Source organism: Pseudomonas sp. MF09156 (assembly GCF_059862305.1).
In genome coordinates this window covers 264645-290445 of sequence record NZ_JCBCUR010000007.1, presented here as the reverse complement: position 1 = coordinate 290445, position 25801 = coordinate 264645, and the positions used below count along the sequence as shown (strand labels likewise).

Below are 25801 nucleotides of genomic sequence, written 5' to 3'. Positions count from 1 at the left end.
CAGGCTGAAGCCTTGGGCATGACTGATTTGAATGGTGGCGCGCTCTTCAACGCTGAGTTCGGTATAAGACATAGGGGCAGCACCGTACCGGAAAGGTCAGGTGTTGCACTCAGTTTTTGCCGCCGCCAAGGTTAATCCCGCTTCAGGCGACAACATTCACTTGGAAGTCAATGGCATTCATTACCTATTAAAAATCAACAACCACGAAGATTACCCTGAAGAACTGCACATCAAGTCCAAAGGCGGTGATGATCACATCAGGGTTGATCCTCGCGTCACTATGCCGATTGTCATTGAGGGCGGCAGGGGGCGAGACAGGATTGAAGCCCTTGGCAGTGGTGAAACCCGTGTCTATGGCGGTGCGGGCGATGACGATATCACTCTGGGCAGCGCCACCAGCTACGCCGAAGGCAATAGCGGCAATGACACAATGCGCGGCGGCACAGGCAAGACCGTCATGTATGGCAACAACGGCAATGACCTGATGCTCTCCGGCCCCGGCAGCAAGGGAACGTTCAGTTACATGGATGGTGGCAAGGGCAACGACACCATGATCGGCGCCAGCCCGATTAACCTGATGCATGGCGGCCCCGGTGAAGACGTGATGTACAGCACAAGGCCGACCACCTTCTACACCGGCCGAGGCCGGGACATCGTCCTGGCAAACCATGCAAGCGACCAGATCTACGCCGACGCGGGGGATCGGGTTGCCAGGGTTGCCGGCTCAACCCTAAGACAAGTGCGCATAAGCGATGCCGGGCACAAAGCCTTTAAAGTTGAAGGTTCAGACAAGTTCAAGCAGCACACCCAAGACAATCTTGAATTTTTCAGAAACTCGCCGACCGCACAAAAAATGCTCTCTGAACTAGACCAGGCAGCCGAACTCAATGGTTCCCCCGTTACTATTCGAGAGACCACCGGCAACACTAGTTATTCATACGGCAACAACTTCACGAGAGAGCATGATAAACAACTAAAAGAATATGACGACCTCGCAGAGTCACCCTTGATAGGTTACATCCAAGGTAATACCAAAGGCTCGGTAGCAACTAGCGCAGCAATCAACAGCAACCCTGGTTTTATCTTCCGAGAGCCGCCGGTCGTTGTCCTCTACCATGAAATGGCCCATGCCTATAACGGCGCCCACGGCACCTTCCTGCCAGGCAAAACCGATGGCGAGTCCAATATGGAGCGCCAAGCTGTTGGGTTGCAGACCACTGCTCCCGCCTTTGATTTTGACAACGACCCCACGACGCCCCCCACTCCCACCAACCCCAAGACCTTTACCGAAAATGCGCTGCGTGAGGAAACCGGTTTTCCACGGCGTAACACCTACATTCCAGCGGCTGAAGAGTGACTTGGCATAAGGGCGGGCAAATTGTCGTCAGTCCCGCGACTCCACCCCCAACTCGTCCCACACCGACTCTGCCAGGTGAAACGTCGCATTGGCCGCCGGGATCCCGCAGTAGATCGCACTTTGCATCAGCACTTCCTTGATCTCGGCGCGGGTCACGCCATTGCTGGCGGCGGCGCGCAGGTGCAATTTCAGCTCTTCGCTGCGGTTCATACCGATCAGCATGGCGATGGTGATCAAGCTGCGGGTATGCCTGGGCAAGCCCGGGCGGGTCCAGATATCGCCCCAGGCATGACGGGTGATCATTTCCTGGAACTCGCTGTTGAACTCGGTCAGGGCATTGAGACTGCGATCGACATGGGCATCGCCCAGCACTGCACGCCGCACCTCGAGCCCCTCGGCATAACGTTGTTTCTCGTCCACAAAAACGCCCTCAGCGATCCAGCAGGAAGGTCAGTACCCGGTCGCTGAACGCAGCCCCGGCTTGTACGTTGGACAGATGCGCCGCGTAGAACTCGGCGTATTCGGCGCCCGCTACACGCGCCTGGATAAAGTGCCCGCCCGCCGGGGGTGTGACGGCATCTTCAGTGCCGGCAATCACCAACGTCGGCACCTTGATGGACGCCAGTTGCTCGCGCAGATCCGCATCGCGCACCGCGCCACAGTTGGCGGCATAGCCCTGGGGCGATGTGGCCGCGAGCATGTCGGTGATGCGCTTGGCCTGGTCGGGATGAGCCTGGGCAAAATCGGCAGTGAACCAGCGGGCAATCGATGCATCACGCAAGCCCACCATTGCCGCCTGGCCATCGCGCAGGACCATGTCGATCCGCGGGTTCCAGATTTCAGGGGTGCCGATCTTGGCCGCCGTATTGCACAGCACCAGCTTGAGCAAGCGCTCACCGGCGTTGATACCCAGCCACTGGCCAATCAACCCGCCCATGGACAGGCCACAGAAATGCGCACGCTGGATATCCAGGGCGTCCAGCAACGCCAGCACGTCACGGCCCAGTTGTTCAATGCTGTAGGGCCCCTCGGTGACCAGGGATTTGCCGTGGCCACGGGTGTCCAGGCGCAGCACCCGAAAATGCTCGGTGAAGGCCGGCATCTGGGTATCCCACATCTGCAGGTCGGTGCCCAATGAGTTGGACAGCACCAGCACCGGTGCGCCTTCAGGGCCTTCCAGTTGGTAGTTCAGTTCGCCATCGGCGAGTCGTACAAATCCCACAGCAGTCTCCTCAGGCAGACAATGCAAAGTGCTCGGCCACGGCGCGGCTGACCCAGGTCTGTGCCAGGCCCAGGTAATGCGCCGGGTCCAGCAGGCGATCCAATTCCAGCGCCGACAGCTCGGCGGTGACTTGCGGCTCATCGGCCAACACTGCGCGCAAATGGCGCTGTTCGGCGACCGCGCGTTTACAGCACTGTTGCAGCAAGTGATGGGCGGTTTCACGGCCCAAACGCTGGGCCAAGACGATGCTTACGGCTTCGGCCAGCACCAGGCCCTGGGTCAGGTCGAGATTGCGCGCCATGCGCTGCGCATCGACTTCCAGGCCTTCGCCCAGCAGCAGCGCCTGATGCAACGCCCCGGACACCAGGCGGCAGATCTCGGGCAGGGTTTCCCATTCGGCATGCCACAGGCCCAGGCTGCGCTCGTGCTCCTGGGGCATGGCGCTGAACATAGTCGCCACCAGGCCCGGCACGCGCGTGGCAGCGCTGATCAGCACCGCCGCGCCAACCGGGTTGCGCTTGTGCGGCATGGTCGAGGAGCCGCCCTTGCCCGGCGCCGAAGGTTCGAACACTTCCCCCGCTTCGGTCTGCATCAACAGGCTGATATCCCGCCCGAGCTTGCCCAGGCTGCCGGCGATCAGGCCCAGCACGGCGGCAAATTCCACCAAACGGTCACGCTGGGTGTGCCAGGGTTGCTCGGGCAGCGTCAGTTGCAACTCTGCCGCCAGGGCTTGCGCCACCGGCATGGCGTGTTCGCCCAGTGCAGCCAAGGTGCCGGATGCGCCACCAAACTGCAGGACCAGCAAGCGCGGCTTCAACTCCAGCAGCCGTTGGCGATTGCGTGTCACCGCCCCCAGCCAACCGGCGATTTTCATCCCCAGGGTGACCGGCGTTGCGTGCTGCAACCAGGTGCGCCCGGCCAATGGCACATCGGCATAGCGCTGCGCCTGGGCCGCGAGCACCGTGCCCAGGCGGGCCAGGTCCGTATCGAGCAGCTCCAGCGCCCGCCGCAGTTGCAGGACCAGGCCAGTGTCCATCACGTCCTGGCTGGTGGCGCCCAGATGCACATAGCGCTCGGCGCCAGCGTCTTCACTGGCAATCAACTTGCCCAGGGCCTTGACCAGCGGGATCGCCGAATTGCCCGCCGTGGCAATCGCCGCGCCGAGGGCGTCCACGTCGTACAACGAGGCCAGGCACGCCTGGGCAATCGGCGCCACGGCGGCCTGGGGAATCAACCCGACCCCGGCCTGCGCCCGGGCCAATCCGGCTTCGAAATCCAGCATGCCCTGCAAGCGTCCCTGGTCACAGAACACCTCGGCCATGCTGTCGGCGGTGAAGTAAGCGTCGAACAATTGGTTGCTCGTGCGCAGTGTCATAACTCATCCCTTACAGATCGTGGTGCAGGTACTCCGCCTGTTTCGGCAGGCGCAGGCTGAACAGGAACGCGATGGCCATCATGCCGGTCACGTACCAGTAAAAGGTGTTTTCCAGGCCGATGGATTTCAGGCCCAGGGCCACGTATTCCGCCGAACCACCGAAGATCGCGTTGGCCACCGCATAGGCCAGGCCCACACCGAGGGCGCGCACTTGTGGTGGGAACATTTCCGCTTTTACCAGGCCGCTGATGGAGGTGTAGAAACTCACAATCGCCAGCGCCAGGGTAATCAGCACAAAGGCCAGGAACGGGCTGGTCACGGTTTTCAGGGTCAGCAGGATCGGCACCGTGCACAGGGTACCGAGGGCGCCGAACCAGAGCATCGAGTTACGGCGGCCGATTTTGTCCGAGAGCATGCCGAACAGTGGCTGCATGCACATGTAGAGGAACAGCGCGCCGGTCATGATGTAGCTGGCGGTCTTGGCGTGCATGCCGGCGGTGTTCACCAGGTACTTCTGCATGTAGGTGGTAAAGGTGTAGAAAATCAGCGAGCCGCCAGCGGTGTAGCCGAGCACGGTGATAAACGCAGCCTTGTGATCGCGAAACAGCGCGGCAATGCTGCCGGCGTCCTTGTTTTCACGCATTTCCTTGCTGGTGGTTTCTTTCAGGGAGCGGCGCAGCAGCAGCGAAATCACCGCCGCCACGGCCCCGATCACAAACGGAATGCGCCAGCCCCAGGCCCGCAGTTCGTCTTCGGTGAGCAGTTGTTGCAGGATCACCACCACCGACACCGCCAGCAGTTGCCCGCCGATCAGGGTCACGTACTGGAACGAGGCAAAGAAGCCGCGCTGGCCCTTGAGCGCGACTTCGCTCATGTAGGTTGCCGTAGTGCCGTACTCGCCGCCCACCGACAGGCCCTGGAACAGTCGCGCCATCAGCAGCAGGGCCGGGGCCCAGGCGCCGATGTCCTTGTAGGTGGGCAGAAAGGCGATGACCAGGGAGCCGGCACACATCATCAGCACCGAGATCATCATCGAATTCTTGCGCCCATGCTTGTCGGCGACCCGGCCAAACAGCCAGCCGCCGATGGGGCGCATCAAAAAGCCTGCGGCGAACACGCCAGCGGTGTTGAGCAGTTGCACCGTGGGGTCGTCGGAGGGGAAAAACGCCGGGGCGAAGTAGATGGCGCAGAAGGCGTAGACGTAGAAGTCGAACCATTCGACAAGGTTGCCGGAAGAGGCCCCGACAATCGCAAAAATCCGTTTGCTGCGTTCTTCTCCGGTGTAGTGACTGGTATTGGTTGTCATGTTGTTTTCACTCGTGGGGAACGGGTTAGAGTCTAGACATACTTTGCAACAACCTCGTTCCGCAAGCAGACCTTTGGATAGCAGTTGCCTGTGCAGGCCCTATCGCAGGCAAGCTCGCTGCCACAGGCGAACGCATTCCACTGTGGGAGCGGGCTTGCCCGCGATGGCGCCCTTGCAGCCAACTCAGTAATCGAAAAACACCGTTTCTTCATCGGTGCCCTGAAGAATCACATTCCACTGATACACCCCCGACGCATCCGCCTTGGCAACCAAGGTGCGGCGCCGCTCTGCCGGCACACACGCCAGCAACGGGTCATCGCCATTGGCTGCCTCGCCGTCGAAATAAATCCGCGTCAGCAAGTGCTTGACCAAACCACGGGCAAACACCAGTACCACCAGATGCGGCGCCTGGGTCGTGCCCTTGAGGCCCGGCACACTGCCCGGCTTGATGGTGCTGAAACGAAAGCGCCCTTGCGCGTCCACCGGCACCCGGCCAAAGCCTTCGAAGTTAGGGTCCAGGGCTTTGTCCTGGTCATCCTCGGGGTGGTCATATTTGCCTGCAGCGTTGGCCTGCCAGACTTCGAGCATGGCATCGTTGACCACCTCGCCATTGCCATCGAGCACTTGCCCGGTGATGGCCACGCGCTCGCCAAGGGTGCCCGTATTCGCCAGGTCTTCGCGGTTCAGCCAGGTCAGGCCGATGTGGTAATACGGCCCGACGGTGTGGGACGTGGTTGCGTTGAGGGTCATGTCATTTCTCCATCGGCGTCGCGTCGCGGCCGCGCAGGACGATGTCCCAGCGGTAGCCGAGGGCGTAATGCGGCACGGTCTTTTCCAGGTCGAAACGGGCGATCAAGCGTTCCTTGGCCGAGGTGTCCGGCACGCAGTTGTAGATCGGGTCGTAGGCCAGCAGCGGGTCGCCGGGAAAGTACATCTGGGTCACCAGGCGCGTCAGCACACTGGGGCCGAACAGCGAAAAGTGGATATGCGCCGGGCGCCACGCGTTGTGGTGGTTGCCCCACGGATAGGCGCCGGGCTTGATGGTCTGGAACTGGTACCAGCCATCGGCATCGGTGACGGTGCGACCGGTGCCGGTGAAATTCGGGTCCAGGGGCGCGTCGTGCTGGTCACGCTTGTGGTTGTAGCGCCCGGCGGCGTTGGCCTGCCAGATCTCCACCAGGATGCCCGGCACAGGCAGGCCGTTTTCATCCAGGACCCGACCGTGAATGATGATGCGCTCGCCTTGCGGCTCGCCATCGTGCTGGGCAGTCAGGTCGTTGTCGTGCTCGGCAATGCGCTCGGCGCCGATAGTCGGGCCGGTGATTTCCGACAGCGAATGGGGCAAAAACACCAGCGGCTTGGACGGCGAACGCAGGTTCGTCGACTGGTATGCCGGGTGCAGGTAATCAGGCTGAGTACCCGCTTGCGGGCGCCGGTATCCGGGCTTGTCACTCATGGAGCAATCCTCTTTATTCTTGTAGGTCTCAAACGCGTTCGATCGCCAGCGCCAGGCCTTGGCCGACGCCGACACACATGGTCGCCAGGCCTTTGCTGCCGCCGGTTTTTTCCAGTTGATGCAGTGCGGTCAACACCAGGCGCGCACCGCTCATGCCCAACGGGTGGCCCAAGGCAATGGCGCCACCGTTCGGGTTGACCTGCGGCGCATCGTCCGCCAGGCCCAGTTCACGCAGCACCGCCAAGCCCTGGCTGGCGAAGGCTTCGTTGAGTTCGATCACATCAAAGTCGCTGACCGCCAGGCCCAGGCGCTCCACCAACTTGCGCACCGCAGGCACCGGGCCGATGCCCATCACCCGGGGTTCGACCCCGGCACTGGCCATGCCCAACACCCGGGCGCGGGCGGTCAGGCCGTGTTTTTTCACCGCTTCAGCACTGGCCAAAATCAAGGCGGCCGCACCGTCGTTGACCCCGGAAGCGTTGCCGGCAGTGACGGTCTTGTCCGGGCCGTTGACCGGTTTGAGCTTGGTCAGGGCTTCAAGGGTGGTGTCGGCACGCGGGTGTTCGTCGTGCTCCACCAGGGTCTCGCCTTTTTTATGGGCGACCCGCACCGGTACGATTTCTTCGGCAAAAAAGCCAGCGGCCTGGGCCGCGGCAGTGCGCTGCTGGCTGCGCAAGGCAAAGGCGTCCTGGTCGGCGCGCGAGACGCTGTAGTCATCCGCCACGTTGTCAGCGGTCTGCGGCATGGCATCCACGCCGTACTGCGCCTTCATCAATGGGTTGATAAAGCGCCAGCCGATGGTGGTGTCTTCCAGCTTCATGTTGCGCGAGAACGCCGCATCCGCCTTGCCCATTACGAACGGCGCCCGGGACATCGATTCGACGCCACCGGCAATCGCCAACTCCATTTCGCCACTGGCGATGGCGCGAAAGGCGGTGCCGATGGCGTCCATGCCCGAGGCGCACAAACGGTTGAGCGTGACACCAGGGATGCTCGGCGGCAGGCCGGCCAGCAGCGCGGCCATGCGCGCCACGTTGCGGTTGTCTTCGCCGGCCTGGTTGGCGCAGCCGAGGAACACCTCGTCGACCGCGGTCCAGTCTACCGACGGGTTACGCGCCATCAGTGCCTTGATCGGCAAGGCCGCCAGGTCGTCGGCGCGCACCGTGGACAGGCCACCGCCAAAGCGGCCGATGGGGGTGCGGATGGCATCACAGATAAACACGTCGCGCATCAGGCTTCTCCTGGGGTTTGGCCATGGGCGGCGGCCGTACGGGCTTCTAGGTCGCGCAAGGCGTTCAGTTCGATGTCGGTGGGTTCGGCGCTGATGCTGAGCTGGTCGGCAAAGCGGATCGCCCAACCAGTGGCGGCAACCACTTGCTCGCGAGTAACGCCGGGATGCAGGGCGGTGACCACGAATTCGTGAGTGCCCTCCTCCGGCTCCATGATGCACAGGTCGGTAATGATTCCTACGGGGCCTGCGCCCGGCAGGCCGAGGCGCTTGCGCGAATCGCCGCCTTCGCCATGACCGACCGAGGTGATGAAGTCCAGTTTGTCGACAAACGAACGGGACGACTGCTTGAGGATGATCAGCACGCTCTTGGCAGAACCGGCGATTTCCGGCGCGCCACCGGCACCCGGCAGGCGCACCTTGGGCTGGTGATAGTCACCGACCACGGTGGTGTTGATATTGCCGAAGCGGTCGACCTGGGCTGCGCCGAGAAACCCGACGTCGATGCGCCCGCCTTGCAGCCAGTAGCGAAAAATCTCACCGGTGGGGACTACCGTGTCAGCGGTTTCCGCCAACTCGCCATCACCAATGGACAGCGGCAATACCGAGGGCTTGGCGCCAATCGGACCGGACTCGTAGATCAACACCACATCCGGCGAAGACGTCAGGCGTGCCAGGTTGGCGGCCTTGGACGGCAGGCCAATACCGACGAAGCATACCGAGCCGTTTTTCAGGCGGCGCGCGGCGGCGACGGTCATCATTTCATTGGTCGAGTAAGTCATTACTTGGCCTCCTGCGCGGCCGCCAGCTTGGCCTGGAATTGACTGAAGTCAGCGGTGCCATGGATGTATTCATCGATCCAGGCGGTAAACGTCCCACGGTCCCGAGCGATTGGGTCCCAGGCTTGATAGAAGCGATTGTCACGCTCGGTGTAACCGTGGGCGTAGGACGGATGCGCGCCACCCGGGACATGGCACACCGCGGTCAGGGCCCAGGTCGGCAGCACGCAGGCGTTCATCGGGGCGTTGAGGTCATCGACGATTTCTTCGACGGTGACGATGCAACGCTTGGCCGCCAATGCCGCCTCTTTCTGCACCCCGAGGATCCCCCACAACAGCACGTTGCCCTTGCGGTCGGCCTTTTGCGCATGGATCACGGTGATGTCCGGGCGCACCGACGGCACCGCCGCCAGCACTTCGCCAGTGAAGGGACAGGTCACGGTCTTGATCAGCGGGTTGACCTTGGGCAAGTCGGAACCGGCATACGCCCGCAGCACAGCGAACGGCAGGCCGGATGCGCCGGCCACATAGGCGTTGGCCAGGTCCGCATGGCTGTGCTCTTCGATCTCCAACGGTTGCGGCCATTGCTTCTCGACCGCGTCCCGCAGGCGGTGCAGGGACCCTACGCCAGGGTTGCCGCCCCAGGAGAAAATCAACTTGCGCGCACAGCCGGCCCCGATCAGTTGGTCGTAGATCAGGTCGGGCGTCATGCGTACCAGCGTCAGGTCTTTCTTGCCCTGACGAATGATTTCATGACCTGCCGCTGTAGGGATCAGGTGGGTAAAGCCTTCGAGCGCGACGGTGTCGCCATCATTGACGAACTGCTTTACCGCATCAGCCAGCGAAAGGATTTCAGCCATGGGGTTGGGCTCCCGATGTAGGTCGAAAAAGGCGCTGGAGGCAGCGCCGAAGTGCTTGAAGAGTAAGCCGGGGTCAGGGGCCAAACAATCCGATAATCGACTAACCGTTCGATAATCGAACATATTGTTGCCTGGCTATCAATCACCTCAAATCCCCTGTAGGAGCCGGCTTGCCGGCGATGGCGATCCTGAAATCACTGCAAGGCTCCAAGGCCTCATCGCCGGCAAGCCGGCTCCTACATCAGGTGGCGTCGGCGTGGCTGACGAAGCCCTTGATCAGCACCGCCGTGGTGGCCAATGCAGCGGGAATCACCAACGCCGTCAGTACCTGCTCGAAATTCCAACCCAACCCCAACAGCGTGGCGCCCATCCACGCGCCGAGGATCGCGCCAAAACGCCCAATCCCCAGCATCCAGGACACCCCGGTCGCCCGCCCCTGGGTCGGGTAAAACCGCGCAGCCAGCGAAGGCATGGCCGATTGCGCGCCGTTGACACACATCCCGGCGATCAACACCAGGGTCGCCAGGAGAGTGATGTTGCCCAGGCTCTGGCCCACCGCGTAGGCAAACACCCCCGCCAGTAAGTAGAAAGTACCGATGACCTTGTGCGGATTGAACCGATCCATGGCCCAACCCACGCCCACGGCGCTGAGCACGCCACCAAACTGGAACAGCGCTCCGATGAACGCCGCCTGTTCCATGCTGGCGCCGCTGTCGCGCATCAGGGTCGGCAACCAACTGGTCAACAGGTACACAATCACCAGGCCCATGAAGTAAGTCAGCCACAGCAACAGGGTGCCGGCGCTGTAGGTGCCGGAGAAGATCACCGCGAACACATTGCGCGCCTTGACGGTTTTCTGTTCCGGGACACTGAAGCTGGCGGCCTGGGCGACGGTGACCGGGTCGATGGGCGCCAGGGCCTTGCGCACCTTGTCCGTGCCGCGATTGCGCACCACCAGGTAGCGCGCCGATTCCGGCAACCACAGCACCAGTACGCCTACCAGGATCAACGGCAGGATGCCGCCGAGCAGCAGCAGGCTGTGCCAGCCGAACATCGGGATCAGCTTGGCCGAGATAAACCCGCCACCGGCCATGCCCAGGTTGAAGCCGCAGAACATGCTGGTCACCAGCAACGATTTATGACGCTCCGGGGTGTATTCGGACAGCAGGGTCGTCGCATTCGGCATACCGGCGCCAAGGCCCAGGCCGGTCAGGAACCGCAACACCAGCAGTTGATCAACGTTGCTGCTGTAGGCCGAAGCCAGGCTGAACGCGCCGAACACCAGCACCGCGCCCACCAGCACCACCTTGCGCCCGAAACGGTCGGCCAAGGGCCCGGAGCCCAGGGCACCAAACACCATGCCGATCAACGCGGCGCTCATCACCGGGCCGAGGCTGGCACGGTCGATGCCCCAATCCTGGGACAGCGCCGGCGCAATAAAGCCCATGGCCGCGGTGTCCAGGCCGTCGAGAAAGACAATCAGGAAACACAGGATCACCACCCGCCATTGATAGCGGGACAGCGGTTGCGCATTGATAAAGGACTGCACGTCCAGACACGTACCAACAGAAGGCGAAGGCTGATTCATTATTTTTATTTCCACACCGATGGCGGGCGGACGACGGTGAGTCGTCATTATTATTGGGGCGAAACCAGAACTGCGGCGGTAGGCGCCGTCGCGGTCAATCACGCTGCCGCGACATTAATAAGCCAGGGCAAACACCGTCAATTCGTCAAACCGGGATCTGTGCGGTCACCGAACAGCTTAAGCAAACAGCTGGGCGCTCAGCTCCTGGCTAGCAGAGAGCATGCTCGGCAGGAAGCGCTGCTCTAGTTCGCTACGGCTGACCCGCCCGGCGTGGGTGCTGACGTTCAGCGCGGCCAGCACCTGGCCAGACGCGTCATACACCGGCACGGCAATGGAACGCAGGCCCTGCTCCAGTTCCTGGTCGACAATGCACCAGCCTTGCTGGCGCACTTGCTGCAGGCATTCAAGCAAGGCTTCGGGGGTGGTCAAGGTGCGGCTGGTCTTGGTTTGCAGGTCGGCATGGTCGAGGTAGTCCTGCAACGACGCATCATCCAGGGCGGCCAGCAGTATCCGGCCCATGGAGGTGCAATAGGCCGGCAGCCGGCCACCGACCGACAGATCCACCGAGATCAGGCGCTGGGTCGTGGCGGAACGGGCGATGTAAAGGATGTCGTCACCTTCCAGGGTCGCCATGTTGCAGGCTTCGTGCAGTTGCTCGCTCATGCGGTCCAGGTAAGGCTGGGCCGAAACCGCCAGGGGCGTGGAAGACAGATAGGCATGCCCCAGGGTCAAGACCTTGGGCAATAGGGAATAGGTGCGCCCGTCCGTGGTGGCGTAGCCGAGCTTGATCAAGGTGTGCAGGCAACGTCTGACGGCAGCGCGGGGGATTTCCGTGCGGTGGCTGATCTGCGCGATGGTCAAGTGGCGCTTGCGCTCTTGGAATGCCTGGACCACCGCCAATCCGCGGGCCAGGGAGGTCATGAAATCCGGATCGCCGGTAAACGCCTGGATGCGCTTGGCCGGAGACGCAACGATCGGCGGCGCCACTGAGGCAAAGGAGTTGCGCAATTGATCGTTCATTTCAGGTCCTTTCTCTTATTTTCGACCGCCATTACAAGCCGGCAGGCAACGGATGTACAAGGCAGGGACGCCAACATTGGGCGATTATCGGACGGTGATTCGATAATCGCAATTTACAGCCAGGTTGCGCCGGGGATGCCGCTGCACTGAACAATTAATGCCAAGCTTAATTTCAACTGTCACATGCAGGTAATTAAGCAAGTGTGGCGCCAAGTTCTCGACACTATTGGTCTGATGTTTCAAAAGGCAAAGTTGACGATTTTTAACTTGTTGGCGATAGTCTTATCCAAATGCGCCGCTATAATGCACCCTGTGACAATGTAGAGCTGGCCTGACGCGTGATCTTCGATCCCGCCGAACCTGGCCTTTGCCTTGCCCAGGCCTTGGTCGCAAGTACCCAGCCCTGAAAATCAAAACTGTTGCTACGACAGTTGTTCTTCCCCCGGTGCCGTGGCCGCGTGTAATACAGAAGTGGTAGATCGTTGCCCTTTACTGATATCGCGCTTCACCGGAATCAAACTCAACTCAATTAGGTAACAATGTGACGAAAGACGAACTGCGCGCGGAACTTGAGCGCCAGGAACAACGTTACAAGGATGTTTACGGCGGGGAAGTCACCACCTACGCCGCCCAACCAGAGCCGGAGCGCAAACCATGGCGCAAACGAGCCAGCCTGCTCGACCAGGCGTTTGCCCAGGAAATCCAAAAGATCGAAAAGGACCTCAAGACCGAAGAGCCATAAGCCTGTCGGACTGAGCCTTCCTGGCAAGTCATTGCCCTGCCAGCACCTCCTGGCAGGGGCGCCTTGGGCATGCCCTCAAATCGTCAGTTTCGGCGACCTTGCGAAATTTCATACAAGCGTTTCAGACACTTTACCCAAAGTGTCGCACCCCGCTCTGCCCCCTGTATTCTTTACAAATCAATGAGTTGCCAAACCCCCGAAATATCTGGTAGCCGCACCCCGCTGCCAAACTAATTCGTTGAAGAATGTTACCGGCGAGCAGCTAGTGCATAGATTACTGAGGTTTTCTGGCATAATCGCGCCCCCTTACGACCGGGTCATAAAACCTTCATGATCGATTTATTCAGCGGACTGGATGCCTGGGTTCTTGTGAGCCTATTGCTCGCCCTCGCCTTTGTCCTCGCCTTCGAGTTCATCAATGGCTTTCATGACACCGCTAACGCGGTGGCCACAGTCATCTATACCAAAGCGATGCCGCCGCACCTGGCCGTATTCTTTTCCGGGGTGTTCAACTTCCTTGGCGTGTTGCTCGGCGGGGTAGGCGTTGCCTATGCCATCGTGCATCTGCTGCCGGTGGAGTTGCTGATCAATGTCAACACCGGCCATGGCCTGGCCATGGTGTTTTCATTATTAGCCGCGGCCATCACCTGGAATCTCGGCACCTGGTACTTCGGGATCCCGGCATCCAGTTCCCACACCCTGATCGGTTCGATCCTCGGTGTTGGCCTGGCCAATGCCCTGATCAACGACATTCCGCTGGCAGACGGGGTCAACTGGCAGAAAGCCATTGATATCGGTGCCTCGCTGGTGTTCTCGCCCATGGCCGGCTTCCTGGTCGCAGCCCTGGTGTTGATTGGCCTTAAATGGTGGCGTCCGCTGTCCAAGATGCACAAGACTCCGGACCAGCGCCGCAAGCTCGACGACAAGAAACACCCGCCGTTCTGGAACCGCCTGGTACTGGTGATTTCCGCGATGGCCGTGAGTTTCGTGCATGGTTCCAACGACGGTCAGAAAGGTATCGGCCTGATCATGCTGGTGCTGATTGGTATCGTGCCCGCGCAGTTCGTACTCGATCTGGGCAGCACCACTTACCAGATCGAGCGAACCCGCGACGCCACCCTGCACCTCAACCAGTTCTACCAGCGCAACCACGAAACCCTCGGCGAATTCCTTGCCCTGGGCAAAAGTGTCAGAGACGACCTGCCCGGCAAGTTCCGTTGCAACCCGCAACAGACCGAACCGACCATCAACGCCCTTCTTGGCACATTGAAGGGTGTATCCGACTACCACTCCTTGACCTCCGAGCAGCGCATTGAAGTCCGTCGCTACCTGCTGTGCCTGGACGATACCGCGAAGAAAGTCGGCAAGCTGCCAGGCCTTGATTCCCGCGAGAAGTCGGACCTGGAAAAACTGCGTAAAGACCTGACTGCCACCACCGAATACGCCCCGTTCTGGGTGATCCTTGCCGTAGCCCTGGCCCTTGGCCTGGGCACCATGGTGGGCTGGAAGCGCGTGGTACTGACCATCGGCGAGAAAATCGGCAAGCAGGGCATGACCTATGCCCAGGGCATGTCGGCGCAAATCACCACCGCCACCATGATTGGTTTTGCCAATATCTTCGCCCTGCCGGTGTCCACCACCCACGTGCTGTCTTCGGGTGTGGCCGGGACCATGGTCGCGAACAAGAGCGGCCTGCAAGGCGGCACCGTGAAGACCATCCTGATGGCCTGGATCCTGACTCTGCCGGCCACGGTGAGCCTGTCGGCCGGGTTGTTCTGGCTGGCGTCCAAGGCGTTGGGCAGTTAACCGACAACGCAATTAAAAAAGGCGTGACCTGCGAGGGTCGCGCCTTTTTTTGTGCTTTTGTGGGACAGGGAGCTAAATACCGGGCAAAAAAAAGGGCGACCGAAGTCGCCCAAAATGCCTTGCGTGCTCATGTAACCCGGAAAAACCTATGGTTTTTTACGCTTGTTCGCGTCTTTCCAGATAAAAAATCCAAACCCTACAAAAAACAGCACCATGAGGCCGACAGTCAGCACCCCGGCAAAAACCACATTATCGAAAAACATGACCGGCCTCCTGCTCTTGCCCTGTTGCGATGGGGCTAAGTTAACCAAGAAGTCGGGGGGAGAAATTGACGGGGATCAATGTCGCCCGCAACGGGGCGTAAAGAAGGGAAATAACTGACCTGAATCAACAGATTCAGGGCATTTCAGCGCTTTTTGCCTTTGTTTTTCGACTTTTTCTTCGCATTGCCCAACGGCATGGCCTGCTCGAACGCCTGGCGCACGTCATTAAGGCGCTTGTCATTGAGGTCATGGACCCGTTTGGCCCGCTCGGCATTCAGGTCGATCAGCTTGTCGTCACTCATGGCATGGCTTACGTGGTGGCTGGAGTGCCTCAATAATGCGGCCTGGCCCGCCCGGGGGTCAAACCTCGACGTCCACCCACAACCCCTGGCGGGGTGCGTCCTCGATCAGCGGCGCGACCGGTACCGTATTGTCGGCGTTGAGTTCATCACCCGGGATGGCCAGGTGCTGCTCGGGATCTTCGTCGGCCTCGCGCCGGCGTTTCTGCTGTTCCTGCTGGCGTCGTTGTTCCTCGCGCAGCATCAGGGTCGATTGCTCGGCGTCGCGGTGCTTGAGGTCGATGGTGCTTTCGTTGGAGCTCGGCTGCGCAGGCACCACCGGCGGGATATCGGGCTTTGGGCGCACGGGGTCGAGTTGTGACGTGACCGGCACAACACTCAAGGGCAAGATCGGTGGCAGCATAATTATTAGTCTCCTGTCAGCAGGCTGTCGGCTGGTGCACTGGCGACTTGAGCCTGGGGCCGCCAACTTGTGACCCAGTCGTCAGTTACCCGTGCCCTGCCACCCGTCGAATCGCCCTCTTTGATCCCTGCAAGCGGAGTAGTTTTTGTCAGAGTCCTTTGGCTGGGGGCCTTGTTCCGTTAGAATAGTCGGCTTTTTCACGGCGGGAGTCAGGCAGCATGGCGCAGCAGTATCAACCGGGGCAACGCTGGATTAGTGACAGCGAAGCAGAGCTGGGGTTAGGCACCGTTCTCGCACAGGACGGCCGCTTGTTGACCGTGCTCTATCCGGCCACTGGCGACACCCGCCAGTATGCGCTACGGAATGCGCCCCTCACTCGCGTGAGGTTTTCGCCGGGTGACACCATCACCCACTTCGAAGGCTGGAAAATGACCGTGCGCGAGGTCGACGATGTCGACGGCCTGCTGGTCTACCACGGCCTCAATGGGCAGAACGAGCAGGTCACCCTGCCGGAAACCCAACTGTCGAATTTCATCCAGTTCCGCCTCGCCAGCGACCGTCTGTTCGCCGGCCAGATCGATCCGCTGGCCTGGTTCTCCCTGCGCTACCACACCCTGGAACACACCAGCCGCCAATTGCAGTCCGCGCTCTGGGGCCTGGGCGGCGTGCGTGCGCAGCCGATTGCACACCAATTGCACATTGCCCGCGAAGTCGCTGACCGTATCGCGCCACGGGTGCTGCTGGCCGACGAAGTGGGCCTGGGCAAGACCATCGAAGCCGGCCTGGTGATCCATCGCCAACTGCTGTCCGGGCGCGCCAATCGCGTGCTGATCCTGGTCCCGGAAAACCTGCAGCACCAATGGCTGGTAGAGATGCGCCGGCGTTTCAACCTGCAGGTCGCGCTGTTCGACGAAGAACGTTTTATCGAAAGCGATGCCAGCAACCCGTTCGAAGACACCCAGCTTGCGCTGGTGGCCCTGGAATGGCTGGTGGACGACGAAAAAGCCCAGGACGCGCTGTTCGCCGCCGGCTGGGACTTGATGGTGGTCGACGAAGCGCACCACCTGGTCTGGCACGAAGAAAAAGCCAGCGCTGAATACCAACTGGTCGAGCAACTGGCCGAGACCATTCCCGGCGTGCTGCTGCTGACCGCAACCCCGGAACAACTGGGCCAGGACAGCCACTTCGCCCGTCTGCGCCTGCTGGACCCGAACCGTTTCCACGACGTCAAAGCCTTCCGCGCCGAGAGCGAGAACTATCGCCCGGTGGCCGAAGCGGTCCAGGAATTGATGGACAAGGGCCGCCTCTCGCCGGCCGCGCACAAGACTATCCAAGGGTTCCTCGGCAACGAAGGCGAAGCGCTGCTGGCTGCCGTCAACGATGGCGACACCGAAGCCAGTGCGCGCCTGGTGCGTGAGCTGCTGGATCGTCACGGCACCGGCCGCGTGCTGTTCCGTAACACCCGCGCCGCGGTGCAAGGCTTCCCTGAGCGCAAGCTGCACGCCTACCCGTTGCCGTGCCCGGACGAGTACCTGGAACTGCCGTTGGGCGAGCATGCCGAGCTGTACCCGGAAGTCAGCTTCCAGTCGCAGCCCGATATCGAAGAAGAAAACCGCTGGTGGCGCTTCGATCCGCGCGTCGAGTGGTTGATCGACCAGTTGAAGATGCTCAAGCGCACCAAGGTCCTGGTGATCTGCGCCCACGCCGAAACCGCCATGGACCTGGAAGACGCCCTGCGCGTGCGTTCCGGCATCCCGGCCACGGTGTTCCACGAGGGCATGAACATCCTCGAGCGGGACCGCGCCGCCGCCTACTTCGCCGATGAAGAGTTCGGCGCCCAGGTGCTGATCTGTTCGGAAATCGGCAGTGAAGGCCGCAACTTCCAGTTCGCCCACCACCTGGTGCTGTTCGACCTGCCATCGCACCCGGACTTGCTGGAGCAACGCATCGGGCGTCTGGACCGGATCGGCCAGAAGCATGTGATCGAACTGCACGTGCCGTACCTGGAAACCAGCCCGCAAGAGCGGCTGTTCCAGTGGTATCACGAAGCCCTGAACGCCTTCCTCAATACCTGCCCGACCGGCAACGCCTTGCAGCACCAGTTCGGCCCGCGCCTGCTGCCGCTGCTGGAAAATGCCGACGACGGCGAATGGCAAGCGCTGATCGACGAAGCCCGCGCCGAGCGCGAGCGCCTGGAAGCCGAGCTGCACACTGGCCGCGACCGTTTGCTGGAGCTCAACTCCGGTGGCGCTGGCGAAGGTGACGCACTGGTCGAGGACATCCTGGAGCAAGACGACCAGTTCACCCTGCCGATCTATATGGAAACCCTGTTCGATGCGTTTGGCATCGACAGCGAAGACCATTCGGAAAACGCGCTGATCCTCAAACCCAGCGAAAAAATGCTCGACGCCAGCTTCCCCCTTGGCGACGACGAAGGCGTGACCATCACCTACGACCGCAACCAGGCGCTGTCGCGCGAAGACATGCAGTTCATTACCTGGGAGCACCCGATGGTCCAGGGCGGTATGGATCTGGTGCTGTCCGGCTCCATGGGCAACACCGCCGTGGCACTGATCAAGAACAAGGCGCTCAAGCCGGGCACCGTGTTGCTGGAGCTGCTCTACGTCAGCGAAGTAGTGGCGCCGCGTTCGCTGCAACTGGGTCGCTACCTGCCGCCGGCAGCACTGCGCTGCCTGCTGGATGCCAATGGCAATGACCTGTCGGGCCGGGTGTCCTTCACCACTCTGAACGACCAGCTGGAAAGCGTGCCCCGGGCCAGCGCCAACAAGTTCGTACAGGCCCAGCGCGACCAACTGACGCCTCGGATCAACGCCGGCGAAGAGAAAATCGCCCCGCGCCACGCCGAACGTGTGGCCGAGGCGCAACGCCGCCTGGCAGCGGACACCGACGAAGAGCTGGCGCGCCTGACCGCCCTGCAAGCCGTCAACCCGACCGTGCGCGACAGCGAACTGGTTGCCCTGCGCCAACAGCGCGAGCAAGGTCTGGCCATGCTCGACAAGGCGGCGCTGCGGCTGGAGGCGATTCGGGTGTTGGTCGCCGGTTAATCCGCGCCCTGCCCTGATGAACAAAAAGGCCCGCGCAATGCGGGCCTTTTTTATGGGGTTTTGCGGGCCTCATCGCAGGCAAGCCAGCTCTCACAGTGATCGGTGCGCTAACTGACAACTCGGTTAACTGTGGGAGCTGGCTTGCCTGCGATGGCATCACCTCGGTTTCAAGCTGTAGCCGCCGCTGCCGGCACCTCAACCCTCCCCAACCCATCCTTCATCCGCTTGGCATCGCGCACAAAACACCGTGAAGCCTGGAACAGAAACAGCATGGTCAGGAACAACGCTACCGGGATCAGGTACATAGCGTCATGCAGGCCCACGGCCTTGAACGCCTCGGTCATTTGCTCGGCACCCGCTGCGTACATCGCCGCATGGGCAAAGTGATCAGACAGTGCGCCCACCACCACCGGCCCCATGCCACCGCCCAGCAGATACAGGCCGGCGAAGAACAGCGCCATGGCCGTCGCCCGCAGGCGTGGCTCCACCACGTCCTGGATCGCCGTGTACACACAGGTGTAGAAGTTATAGGCGAACAGCCAGCCCACACTGAACACCGCGACAAACACCCCAATCTCGATACGCCCCGCATGCAGGGCCCAGGCCGTGCATACCGTGGAGATAATCAGGCTGAAGGCGGCAAACAGCAGCCGACCGTTGGCAATGCGCTGGTGAATCTTGTCCGCCACCAGGCCGCCCAGGGTCAGGCCGAACAGGCCCGTCACGCCGACAATCACCCCGGTCGCCACGGCCGCTTCTTGCAGTGGCATCAAAAAGTAGCGTTGCAGCATCGGCACCAGGAACGAGTTGCAGGCATAGGTCGCAAAGTTGAAACACAGCCCCGCCAGCACCAGCCACAGGAAGGTGGGTACCGCCAACACGCGGCGGATCGGCCGGTCGACTTTCTCCTGGGAAACCTGCACGGTTTCGGCCGCACCGCGCTTGGGTTCCTTGATGTAAAACATGAACACCGCGAGGATCAGCCCCGGGATGGCCGCAATAAAGAACGGCGCTCGCCAGCTGTCGAACGCCTTGACCATCGCGCCGATGGTGAAGAACGCCAGCAACAGCCCCAGGGGCAGGCCCAGCATGAAAATCCCCATGGCCCGGGCGCGACGGTGGGCCGGGAACAGGTCGCCGATCAGCGAGTTGGCGGCCGGCGCATAACTGGCTTCGCCAATGCCGATGCCCATGCGCACCAGCAGGAAGGTCCAGAAGCTGCCGACCATGCCGTTGACTGCCGTCAACGCGCTCCAACTCGCCAGGCCCCAGCCCATCAGCTTGCTGCGCGAACCGGTATCGGCCAGGCGCCCCAGGGGCAAGCCGGCAATGGCGTAGACGATGGTGAACGCGGTGCCGATGATGCCGAGCTGGAAGTCACTGAGGTGCCATTCCATGCGGATCGGCTCGATGATGATCGCCGGGATCGTGCGATCAAAGAAGTTGAACAGGTTGGCCAGGAACAGCAGGAACAGAATGCGCCAGGCATTCGCCGCTTGGGTCGAGTTCTGCATGGGTCCGTCTCTTTTATTGTTATAGAGGCTCGATGCCGACGCATCCTGCCCGGAACCTGCAATCTAGTCAGGCACGGCGCGGTTGTCTGTAATGATTCGTAAAGCTGATAGGGCGTAATTTCATCCAGGACAGCGGGGTTTTGCCCGGCAAAAAAATAAGCACCCGACCCCCTTCCCAAGCGCCTTGGCAGGAATAGAATAGCGAGCCTTCCGCAGTTCCCCCCTTACCTCTTATTGATGACGTGCCATGTCCGATGCCAGTCCGTGTCTGAATTGCGGTGCCTGCTGTTCACACTTTCGCGTGTCTTTCTTTTGGGGCGAATGCGCCTCATCAGGCGGCACCGTGCCCGATGAACGGGTGGTACAGATCAACCCCAGCCGGGTGGCGATGATCGGCACCGACCAGAAACCGGCACGCTGTTGCAGCCTGGAGGGCGAAGTAGGCAGCGGCACCCGCTGTTCAATCTATGAGCAGCGTTCCAGCGTGTGCCGGGAGTTCGAGGCGTCGTGGAGCCAGGGTGAAGTCAACGTCGATTGCGACGCCGCACGCGCGGCATTTGGCCTGGCGCCACTGGAACAGCCGCCTTACGAGTTTGAGCTGCCCATCAGCGCTTAGCACCATTGGCTATGGCCAGCATGCCAAAATCGAAGAAATCAAAATGCCATTACGGCTTGCGATTCCGTTGAGCCTTCTATACTCGATTCCATAGGTCATCGCCGCGCGCCGTGACACGAGATGACTCTGTAACGGGACATGCTATGGAATGGCTGGGTCTGCATTTTTTTACCCCCCTTCCCGAGAGCGGGCATTTATTAATCGATTGCACCCATAACCCCTTCCTGGTGCTACTGGCGTACCTGGTTGCCTGCGCAGCGGGCTTCGGCACCCTGGACATGGCCGAACGGGTCGGCCACGTCGACAACCTGACGGCAAAACGCCGCTGGCGCTGGATCGGCGCCGGTTGCCTGGCTGGCGGGATCTGGTCGACGCACTTCATCAGCATGCTGGCGTTCCAGGCGCCCATCGCCATCCATTACGAACTGTTCATGACCTTTGCTTCGTTGCTGATCGCCATGATCGCGGCGATGTTCGCCATGCAAACCCTCAGTCATGCACAACTGCGCTTTCATCAGTACCTGGTGGCGTCCATCTGGATGGGCCTGGGCATCGCCCTGATGCATTACGTGGGCATGTCCGCCATGCGCTCCGAGGCCCAGGTGTATTTCTCCAGCGGGCTGTTCGGGGTATCGATAGCAATCGCCATTGGCGCCAGCCTCGCGGCCTTGCTGCTGTCCCGCTACCTGCGCAATGGCAGCGGGATGTTCCACCAATTGCTCAAGTACGGTGCCAGCCTGGTGCTGGGCGCCGGCATTATCAGCATGCACTTCACCGGCATGGCCGCCATGCAATTGCTGGTGCCCACCGGGGCCGCGCCGTCGTTGCCGATCGATAACAACCCCATGCAGCTGGGGCTGTCGGTGGCTGTCATTACGTTGCTGGTGATCGGCAGCAGCATCAGCGCGGCCCTCGCCGACAAGAAACTGCAGCACAAGGAGCGCGACCTGCGGCGAGTCAATGCCTTGCTGAGCGAGCTGGACCAGGCGCGGGCGTCCCTGCAGCAAGTGGCCCATTACGACGCCTTGACCAGCCTGCTCAATCGCCGGGGCTTCAACCAGATCTTCGCTGAAAAACTCGCGCAGAAAACCCAGGCCGGAGGCATGCTGGCGGTGATCTTCCTCGACATCGACCACTTCAAGCGGATCAACGACAGCCTGGGCCACGACGCCGGCGACGAACTGCTGACGGTGCTGGCTGGCCATATCAAGAGTTCGGTGCGCAGCCACAATGATGTGGTGGCGCGGTTCGGCGGCGATGAGTTCTGCATCCTGATCAACATCCATCATCGCGATGAAGCGCGGCACATGGCCCAGCGCATCATGCAAAAAATGAAAGAGCCCATCGAACTGGCCGGTCGACGCATGGTGATGACCACCAGCATCGGCATCAGTGTATTTCCCGAGGACGGGACCACCAGCGAGGAACTGCTGAAAACTGCCGACCTGGCGCTGTACCAGTCCAAGGATGGCGGGCGCAACAGCCTCAACTTCTTCAGTTCCAACCTCAAAACCCGGGCCTCTCTTGAACTGCAGTTGGAAGAGGAGCTGCGAAACGCGTTACGCAGCCAAAAAGAACTGGTCCTGCACTACCAACCCATCCTGGACCTGCGCAAAGGCAAGGTCACCCGGCTCGAAGCCCTGGTGCGCTGGCAACATCCCCTGCATGGCTTGCTGGCGCCAGACCGGTTTATCGGCATTGCCGAAAACAACGGCCTGATCGCCGAGCTGGACAACTGGGTACTGCGCCAGGCCTGTGCCGACCTGGGCTGGCTGACGGACCAGGGCCACCCGGACCTGACCATGGCCGTCAACTGTTCGGCCCTGAACCTGGCCCGTGACGAGTTGGCCGATGAGATCGAATACGCCTTGCGCAGCAGTGGCATCGCCGCCAGCCGCCTGGAGCTGGAAGTCACGGAAAATGCCTTGATGGGCAACATCAGCAGCACCCTGGTCCTGCTGCGGCAAATCCGCGCGCTGGGTGTCGCGCTGTCCATCGATGACTTCGGCACCGGCTATTCCTCGCTCTCCTACCTCAAGCGCCTGCCCCTCAATACACTGAAGATCGATCGTTCCTTTATCCAGGACATCCCCAAGTCCACCACCGATATGGAGATTGTCCAGGCGATCATCGGCATGGCCCACACCCTGCATTTGCAGGTGATCACCGAAGGCGTGGAAACCCCGCAGCAACTGGAGCTGCTGGTCAAGCATGGCTGCGATTACGTGCAGGGTTACCTGCTCAGCGCAGCGGTGCCGGCCAGTGAAGTCAGCGCTGTGATTACCGCGCTTGACCAGCACAACCCGCTCACACCGCTAAGCCTGGCGGGCGGCAAGGACGCCTCTTCGGTTGTACGTCCCATCCGCTGAAGCGCAGCAGCCTTGGCATATCGCCATCATTTTGATTAAAGAACGCCGACGAACGGCCGATTCATGAGAGTCCGGCGTCGCTTTTCCCTAGAAACAATAGGGTTAAGACTGATCGCCGAGGCCTAAAACGCACTGTAAAAGTCGCGAACTCTCACTCGGTGATGGCTCTTTAATGCTTTCCAGCCATCCGTCCAGGCACATGGCGCACAATGACTTCTAAAAATAACCCTGTTACTGCGGTATCCGACGTGTTGCTCACAGCTCCTGCGGAAAAACCCTCAGGCTCAAAGTCATTGCACAGTCAACGTGCGCTGGGCACCCAGCAATACCTGTACTTCACCGAGACCAACACCGACCGCATCCTCGACAACCTCGACGGCCTGCGCGACATGGTCTTCCCGCGCCCGCCGCACCTTGAGGGTGACAGCGAGTTGCGCAGCGAGCAGGAGTTTCCCTCGGTCTGCCTGATCGGCCTAGGGCGCTGCGGTTCCAACATCGCCCTGGATGTGGCGGAGTTGGTGTACAACGCCCGCAAGTTCTACCTGAACGAGTTCAGCACCGAAGACAAATCCTACGTTGAAAAGGGCTACAGCCCAGCCCAATGGATCCGCAACAACCTGCGCCTGGGCGCCAGCAAGGCCAGCAAGCCCGTATTCCTGGTAGAACCATTGGTGATGCTCGGCGACCTGGATAAGGACATTGCCGGGCGCATCCGCTTCTCGCGCAAGGGCGAGAAAAGCGGCTTTTTGCGCGACTACAGCAAGATGAAGATCATGGACCTGTCGGAAGTGCATGCCGGCGGCGCCGGTAACGCCCCGATCCTGGGCCAGTACCTGGCCAAGATCATCCTCAATAAGGATACCCAGCGGTTTTCCAGCCCCGACTGGAAGATGATCCACTCGTACCTGATCGACTCCTGCGGGATCAAGGCCAACCAGTCGCGCCTGTATTTCTCGATTTTCAGCGCCGGCGGTGGCACCGGCTCGGGCATGGCCTCGGAGTTTGGCCTGGCCCAGCAACACTCGTACATGAACAAGACCTTCGACACCAAGCCCGCCGACGAGCACGACAGCAAGAGCGGCCATGCCTTCGTGTTCGAGCCGATCTTCACCAGCGGCATCTGTGTGCTGCCGAACATCTCCGATCACCGCAGCGAAATGTCCGAGGCGCTGCATATCAACGCCGGTCGGCTGCTGTGCAAGTACCTGTCAGAGGAATGGGACTTCTCGTACAACTTCGACAATGAAGACAGCAGCGAGGCCAGCGTCAAAGGCCGTATCCGCCCGTGGAACGCGATGATGCTGATCTCCAACGACATCATGCGTTACGCCGAAGAAAGCGACGACGGCAACATCCAGAACATTGACGTCAATGCCATGGAAAAACACGCCAACCAGTACATCTCACAGCAGATCTTCAACATTCTGACGGCCCAGGCGGTGACGACCGACTACGACCAGAACTATTTCCGCCGTGCCGGCATCGATATCGGTGAAACCATTCGCCTGGACGCCAACGACCTGTTCATGAGCCTGGCCGGGCCGGTGGCAATTGCCTATGCCGAGTCGGTCGTGCCGGAAACCCCGGCGCCGAGCAACGACAAGTTCAAGGTGTTTGAAAAAGAACCCCAGCGCCTGAACATCGATGACCTGTTCTTCCGCTCCATCGACCTGCCTCACTTCAATAAGGTCACCCAGGCCATTGAAGGCATCAGCCTGTTGCCGATCGAATCCAAGCGCTACAAGGCGTCCCTGGAGCAATACAAGAATTCCGGCTATGACGCGGCGGCCCTGCATGACCTGCACTTCTTCAAGAACTGCTCGTCGGTGGTGTCTATCGTCTCCCTGCCCAAGGACTACAAGCTGTCCTATATGGACCTGAACCGGCTCAAGACCCACCTCAACAGCCTGTTCCCCAACACCACGCTCAAGCGCTACGCCCTGGTGATCGGCGCTTCGGCCAACCTGTCACTGACCACCCTGATCGCCAAGAGCCCGTGCCTGTCGGATGATTTCCTGACGTTGATCGTGGCCTTTATCAAACGCTGCTTTGCCCGCAACCCGTACCGTTTCGACGAGACGCTGGACAATTCGATCCTGGATTTCATCATCCACGAAGACTTCGACGAGGACCGTATCGACGAGTTGCTCAACGAATTCGAGAACCCGGCGAAAATCCTCGATACCAACTGGTACGCGATCAAGCCGATGTATGAGAAGAAGTACCGCGAGCTGATCAACGACAAGGAGAAGTTTGTCTCGATCAACGACATACGTCTGTCGCGCGATTGCGTGAAGAAGGCGATCAAGTACCTGCGTGAGATTTATCGTCACCGGATTGGCAAGACCAAGGTTATTTCCTTGAATAACCATACGGGCAAGACCGCCTAGACCGCGGCGCGGCCTTCGCGAGCAAGCCCGCTCCCACAGTTGACCGAGGTCTACCCTTGGAATGCGGTCGACTGTGGGAGCGGGCTTGCTCGCGAAAGCGGTCTGCCAGGCGACAATATCCATAACCTTGCCACACCAAGAAA

The 25801-nt window shown here is 60.8% G+C and carries 22 protein-coding genes; 7 read left to right on the top strand and 15 right to left on the bottom strand.

Going from position 1 to position 25801, the window contains the following annotated elements:
• Positions 1-100: 100 nt before the first annotated feature.
• Positions 101-1357 carry a M91 family zinc metallopeptidase gene (locus tag AC19YY_RS18390; protein WP_500604627.1) on the top strand — a complete coding sequence of 419 codons (1257 nt, stop codon included), beginning with the start codon at positions 101-103 and terminating at the stop codon, positions 1355-1357.
• 27 nt (positions 1358-1384) lie between these two features.
• Here AC19YY_RS18390 and pcaC read toward each other — a convergent pair whose 3' ends face one another.
• The 11 genes from pcaC to pcaR form a co-directional block, all read right to left on the bottom strand.
• Entirely contained in the window at positions 1385-1777 is a 393-nt protein-coding gene (gene pcaC, locus AC19YY_RS18385) for a 4-carboxymuconolactone decarboxylase (protein ID WP_169955521.1), read from the bottom strand.
• Between the two features lie 10 nt (positions 1778-1787).
• Entirely contained in the window at positions 1788-2579 is a 792-nt protein-coding gene (gene pcaD / locus AC19YY_RS18380; RefSeq protein WP_169955520.1) for a 3-oxoadipate enol-lactonase, read from the bottom strand.
• A gap of 10 nt (positions 2580-2589) precedes the next feature.
• A complete protein-coding gene (locus AC19YY_RS18375) occupies positions 2590-3954 on the bottom strand; it encodes a 3-carboxy-cis,cis-muconate cycloisomerase (RefSeq protein WP_170058356.1) in 1365 nt (454 codons plus the stop codon).
• A 10-nt stretch (positions 3955-3964) separates the two neighbouring features.
• A complete protein-coding gene (locus AC19YY_RS18370; protein ID WP_169955518.1) occupies positions 3965-5260 on the bottom strand; it encodes an MFS family transporter in 1296 nt (431 codons plus the stop codon).
• 183 nt (positions 5261-5443) lie between these two features.
• Entirely contained in the window at positions 5444-6010 is a 567-nt protein-coding gene (pcaG, locus tag AC19YY_RS18365) for a protocatechuate 3,4-dioxygenase subunit alpha (RefSeq protein WP_492634228.1), read from the bottom strand.
• Between the two features lies 1 nt (position 6011).
• Complete coding sequence (pcaH, locus tag AC19YY_RS18360) at positions 6012-6716, bottom strand: protocatechuate 3,4-dioxygenase subunit beta (protein ID WP_169955516.1); 705 nt, start codon at positions 6714-6716, stop codon at positions 6012-6014.
• Between the two features lie 28 nt (positions 6717-6744).
• Complete coding sequence (pcaF, locus tag AC19YY_RS18355) at positions 6745-7950, bottom strand: 3-oxoadipyl-CoA thiolase (protein ID WP_170043064.1); 1206 nt, start codon at positions 7948-7950, stop codon at positions 6745-6747.
• Positions 7947-8726: a CoA-transferase subunit beta gene (locus AC19YY_RS18350; RefSeq protein WP_169955515.1), complete on the bottom strand. Its 780-nt coding sequence runs from the start codon at positions 8724-8726 to the stop codon at positions 7947-7949. The genes pcaF and AC19YY_RS18350 overlap by 4 nt, the downstream gene beginning before the upstream one ends.
• A complete protein-coding gene (locus AC19YY_RS18345) occupies positions 8726-9583 on the bottom strand; it encodes a CoA transferase subunit A (protein ID WP_029297076.1) in 858 nt (285 codons plus the stop codon). The genes AC19YY_RS18350 and AC19YY_RS18345 overlap by 1 nt, the downstream gene beginning before the upstream one ends.
• Positions 9584-9824: 241 nt before the next feature.
• On the bottom strand, positions 9825-11171 hold the full coding sequence (gene pcaK, locus AC19YY_RS18340) for a 4-hydroxybenzoate transporter PcaK (RefSeq protein ID WP_170042899.1): 1347 nt from the start codon (positions 11169-11171) through the stop codon (positions 9825-9827).
• Between the two features lie 177 nt (positions 11172-11348).
• Positions 11349-12191 (bottom strand): pca regulon transcriptional regulator PcaR, encoded by an 843-nt coding sequence (gene pcaR, locus AC19YY_RS18335; RefSeq protein ID WP_029297080.1) that lies wholly within the window; start codon positions 12189-12191, stop codon positions 11349-11351.
• 541 nt (positions 12192-12732) lie between these two features.
• Between pcaR and AC19YY_RS18330 the strand changes: the two genes are divergently transcribed.
• Together AC19YY_RS18330 and AC19YY_RS18325 are read left to right on the top strand one after the other, a co-directional pair.
• Positions 12733-12933, top strand: a complete 201-nt coding sequence (locus AC19YY_RS18330; protein ID WP_169955512.1) for a hypothetical protein — start codon at positions 12733-12735, stop codon at positions 12931-12933.
• A 330-nt stretch (positions 12934-13263) separates the two neighbouring features.
• Complete coding sequence (locus AC19YY_RS18325) at positions 13264-14739, top strand: inorganic phosphate transporter (RefSeq protein ID WP_115127556.1); 1476 nt, start codon at positions 13264-13266, stop codon at positions 14737-14739.
• Positions 14740-14885: 146 nt separating this feature from the next.
• Here AC19YY_RS18325 and ccoM read toward each other — a convergent pair whose 3' ends face one another.
• From ccoM to AC19YY_RS18310, 3 genes are all read right to left on the bottom strand, one after another.
• A complete protein-coding gene (gene ccoM, locus AC19YY_RS18320; protein ID WP_029297086.1) occupies positions 14886-15002 on the bottom strand; it encodes a cytochrome c oxidase subunit CcoM in 117 nt (38 codons plus the stop codon).
• A gap of 143 nt (positions 15003-15145) precedes the next feature.
• The gene (locus tag AC19YY_RS18315; protein ID WP_170042900.1) at positions 15146-15304 is read right to left on the bottom strand and encodes a hypothetical protein; all 159 of its coding nucleotides are present in this window, start codon (positions 15302-15304) and stop codon (positions 15146-15148) included.
• Between the two features lie 58 nt (positions 15305-15362).
• Positions 15363-15704 (bottom strand): hypothetical protein, encoded by a 342-nt coding sequence (locus tag AC19YY_RS18310; RefSeq protein WP_029297088.1) that lies wholly within the window; start codon positions 15702-15704, stop codon positions 15363-15365.
• Positions 15705-15922: 218 nt separating this feature from the next.
• Between AC19YY_RS18310 and rapA the strand changes: the two genes are divergently transcribed.
• On the top strand, positions 15923-18769 hold the full coding sequence (rapA, locus tag AC19YY_RS18305) for an RNA polymerase-associated protein RapA (protein ID WP_169955510.1): 2847 nt from the start codon (positions 15923-15925) through the stop codon (positions 18767-18769).
• A 167-nt stretch (positions 18770-18936) separates the two neighbouring features.
• Here the strand turns inward: rapA and AC19YY_RS18300 are convergent, their stop codons facing one another.
• A complete protein-coding gene (locus tag AC19YY_RS18300) occupies positions 18937-20283 on the bottom strand; it encodes an MFS transporter (RefSeq protein WP_115127555.1) in 1347 nt (448 codons plus the stop codon).
• A 247-nt stretch (positions 20284-20530) separates the two neighbouring features.
• On the opposite strand from AC19YY_RS18300, the gene AC19YY_RS18295 reads away from it, so the two are divergent.
• The 3 genes from AC19YY_RS18295 (at position 20531) to AC19YY_RS18285 (ending at position 25658) form a co-directional block, all read left to right on the top strand.
• On the top strand, positions 20531-20899 hold the full coding sequence (locus AC19YY_RS18295) for a YkgJ family cysteine cluster protein (RefSeq protein ID WP_169955508.1): 369 nt from the start codon (positions 20531-20533) through the stop codon (positions 20897-20899).
• 143 nt (positions 20900-21042) lie between these two features.
• Complete coding sequence (locus AC19YY_RS18290) at positions 21043-23268, top strand: putative bifunctional diguanylate cyclase/phosphodiesterase (protein WP_500604626.1); 2226 nt, start codon at positions 21043-21045, stop codon at positions 23266-23268.
• Between the two features lie 209 nt (positions 23269-23477).
• Positions 23478-25658 carry a hypothetical protein gene (locus AC19YY_RS18285; protein ID WP_169955506.1) on the top strand — a complete coding sequence of 727 codons (2181 nt, stop codon included), beginning with the start codon at positions 23478-23480 and terminating at the stop codon, positions 25656-25658.
• The last annotated feature ends 143 nt before the right edge of the window (positions 25659-25801 follow it).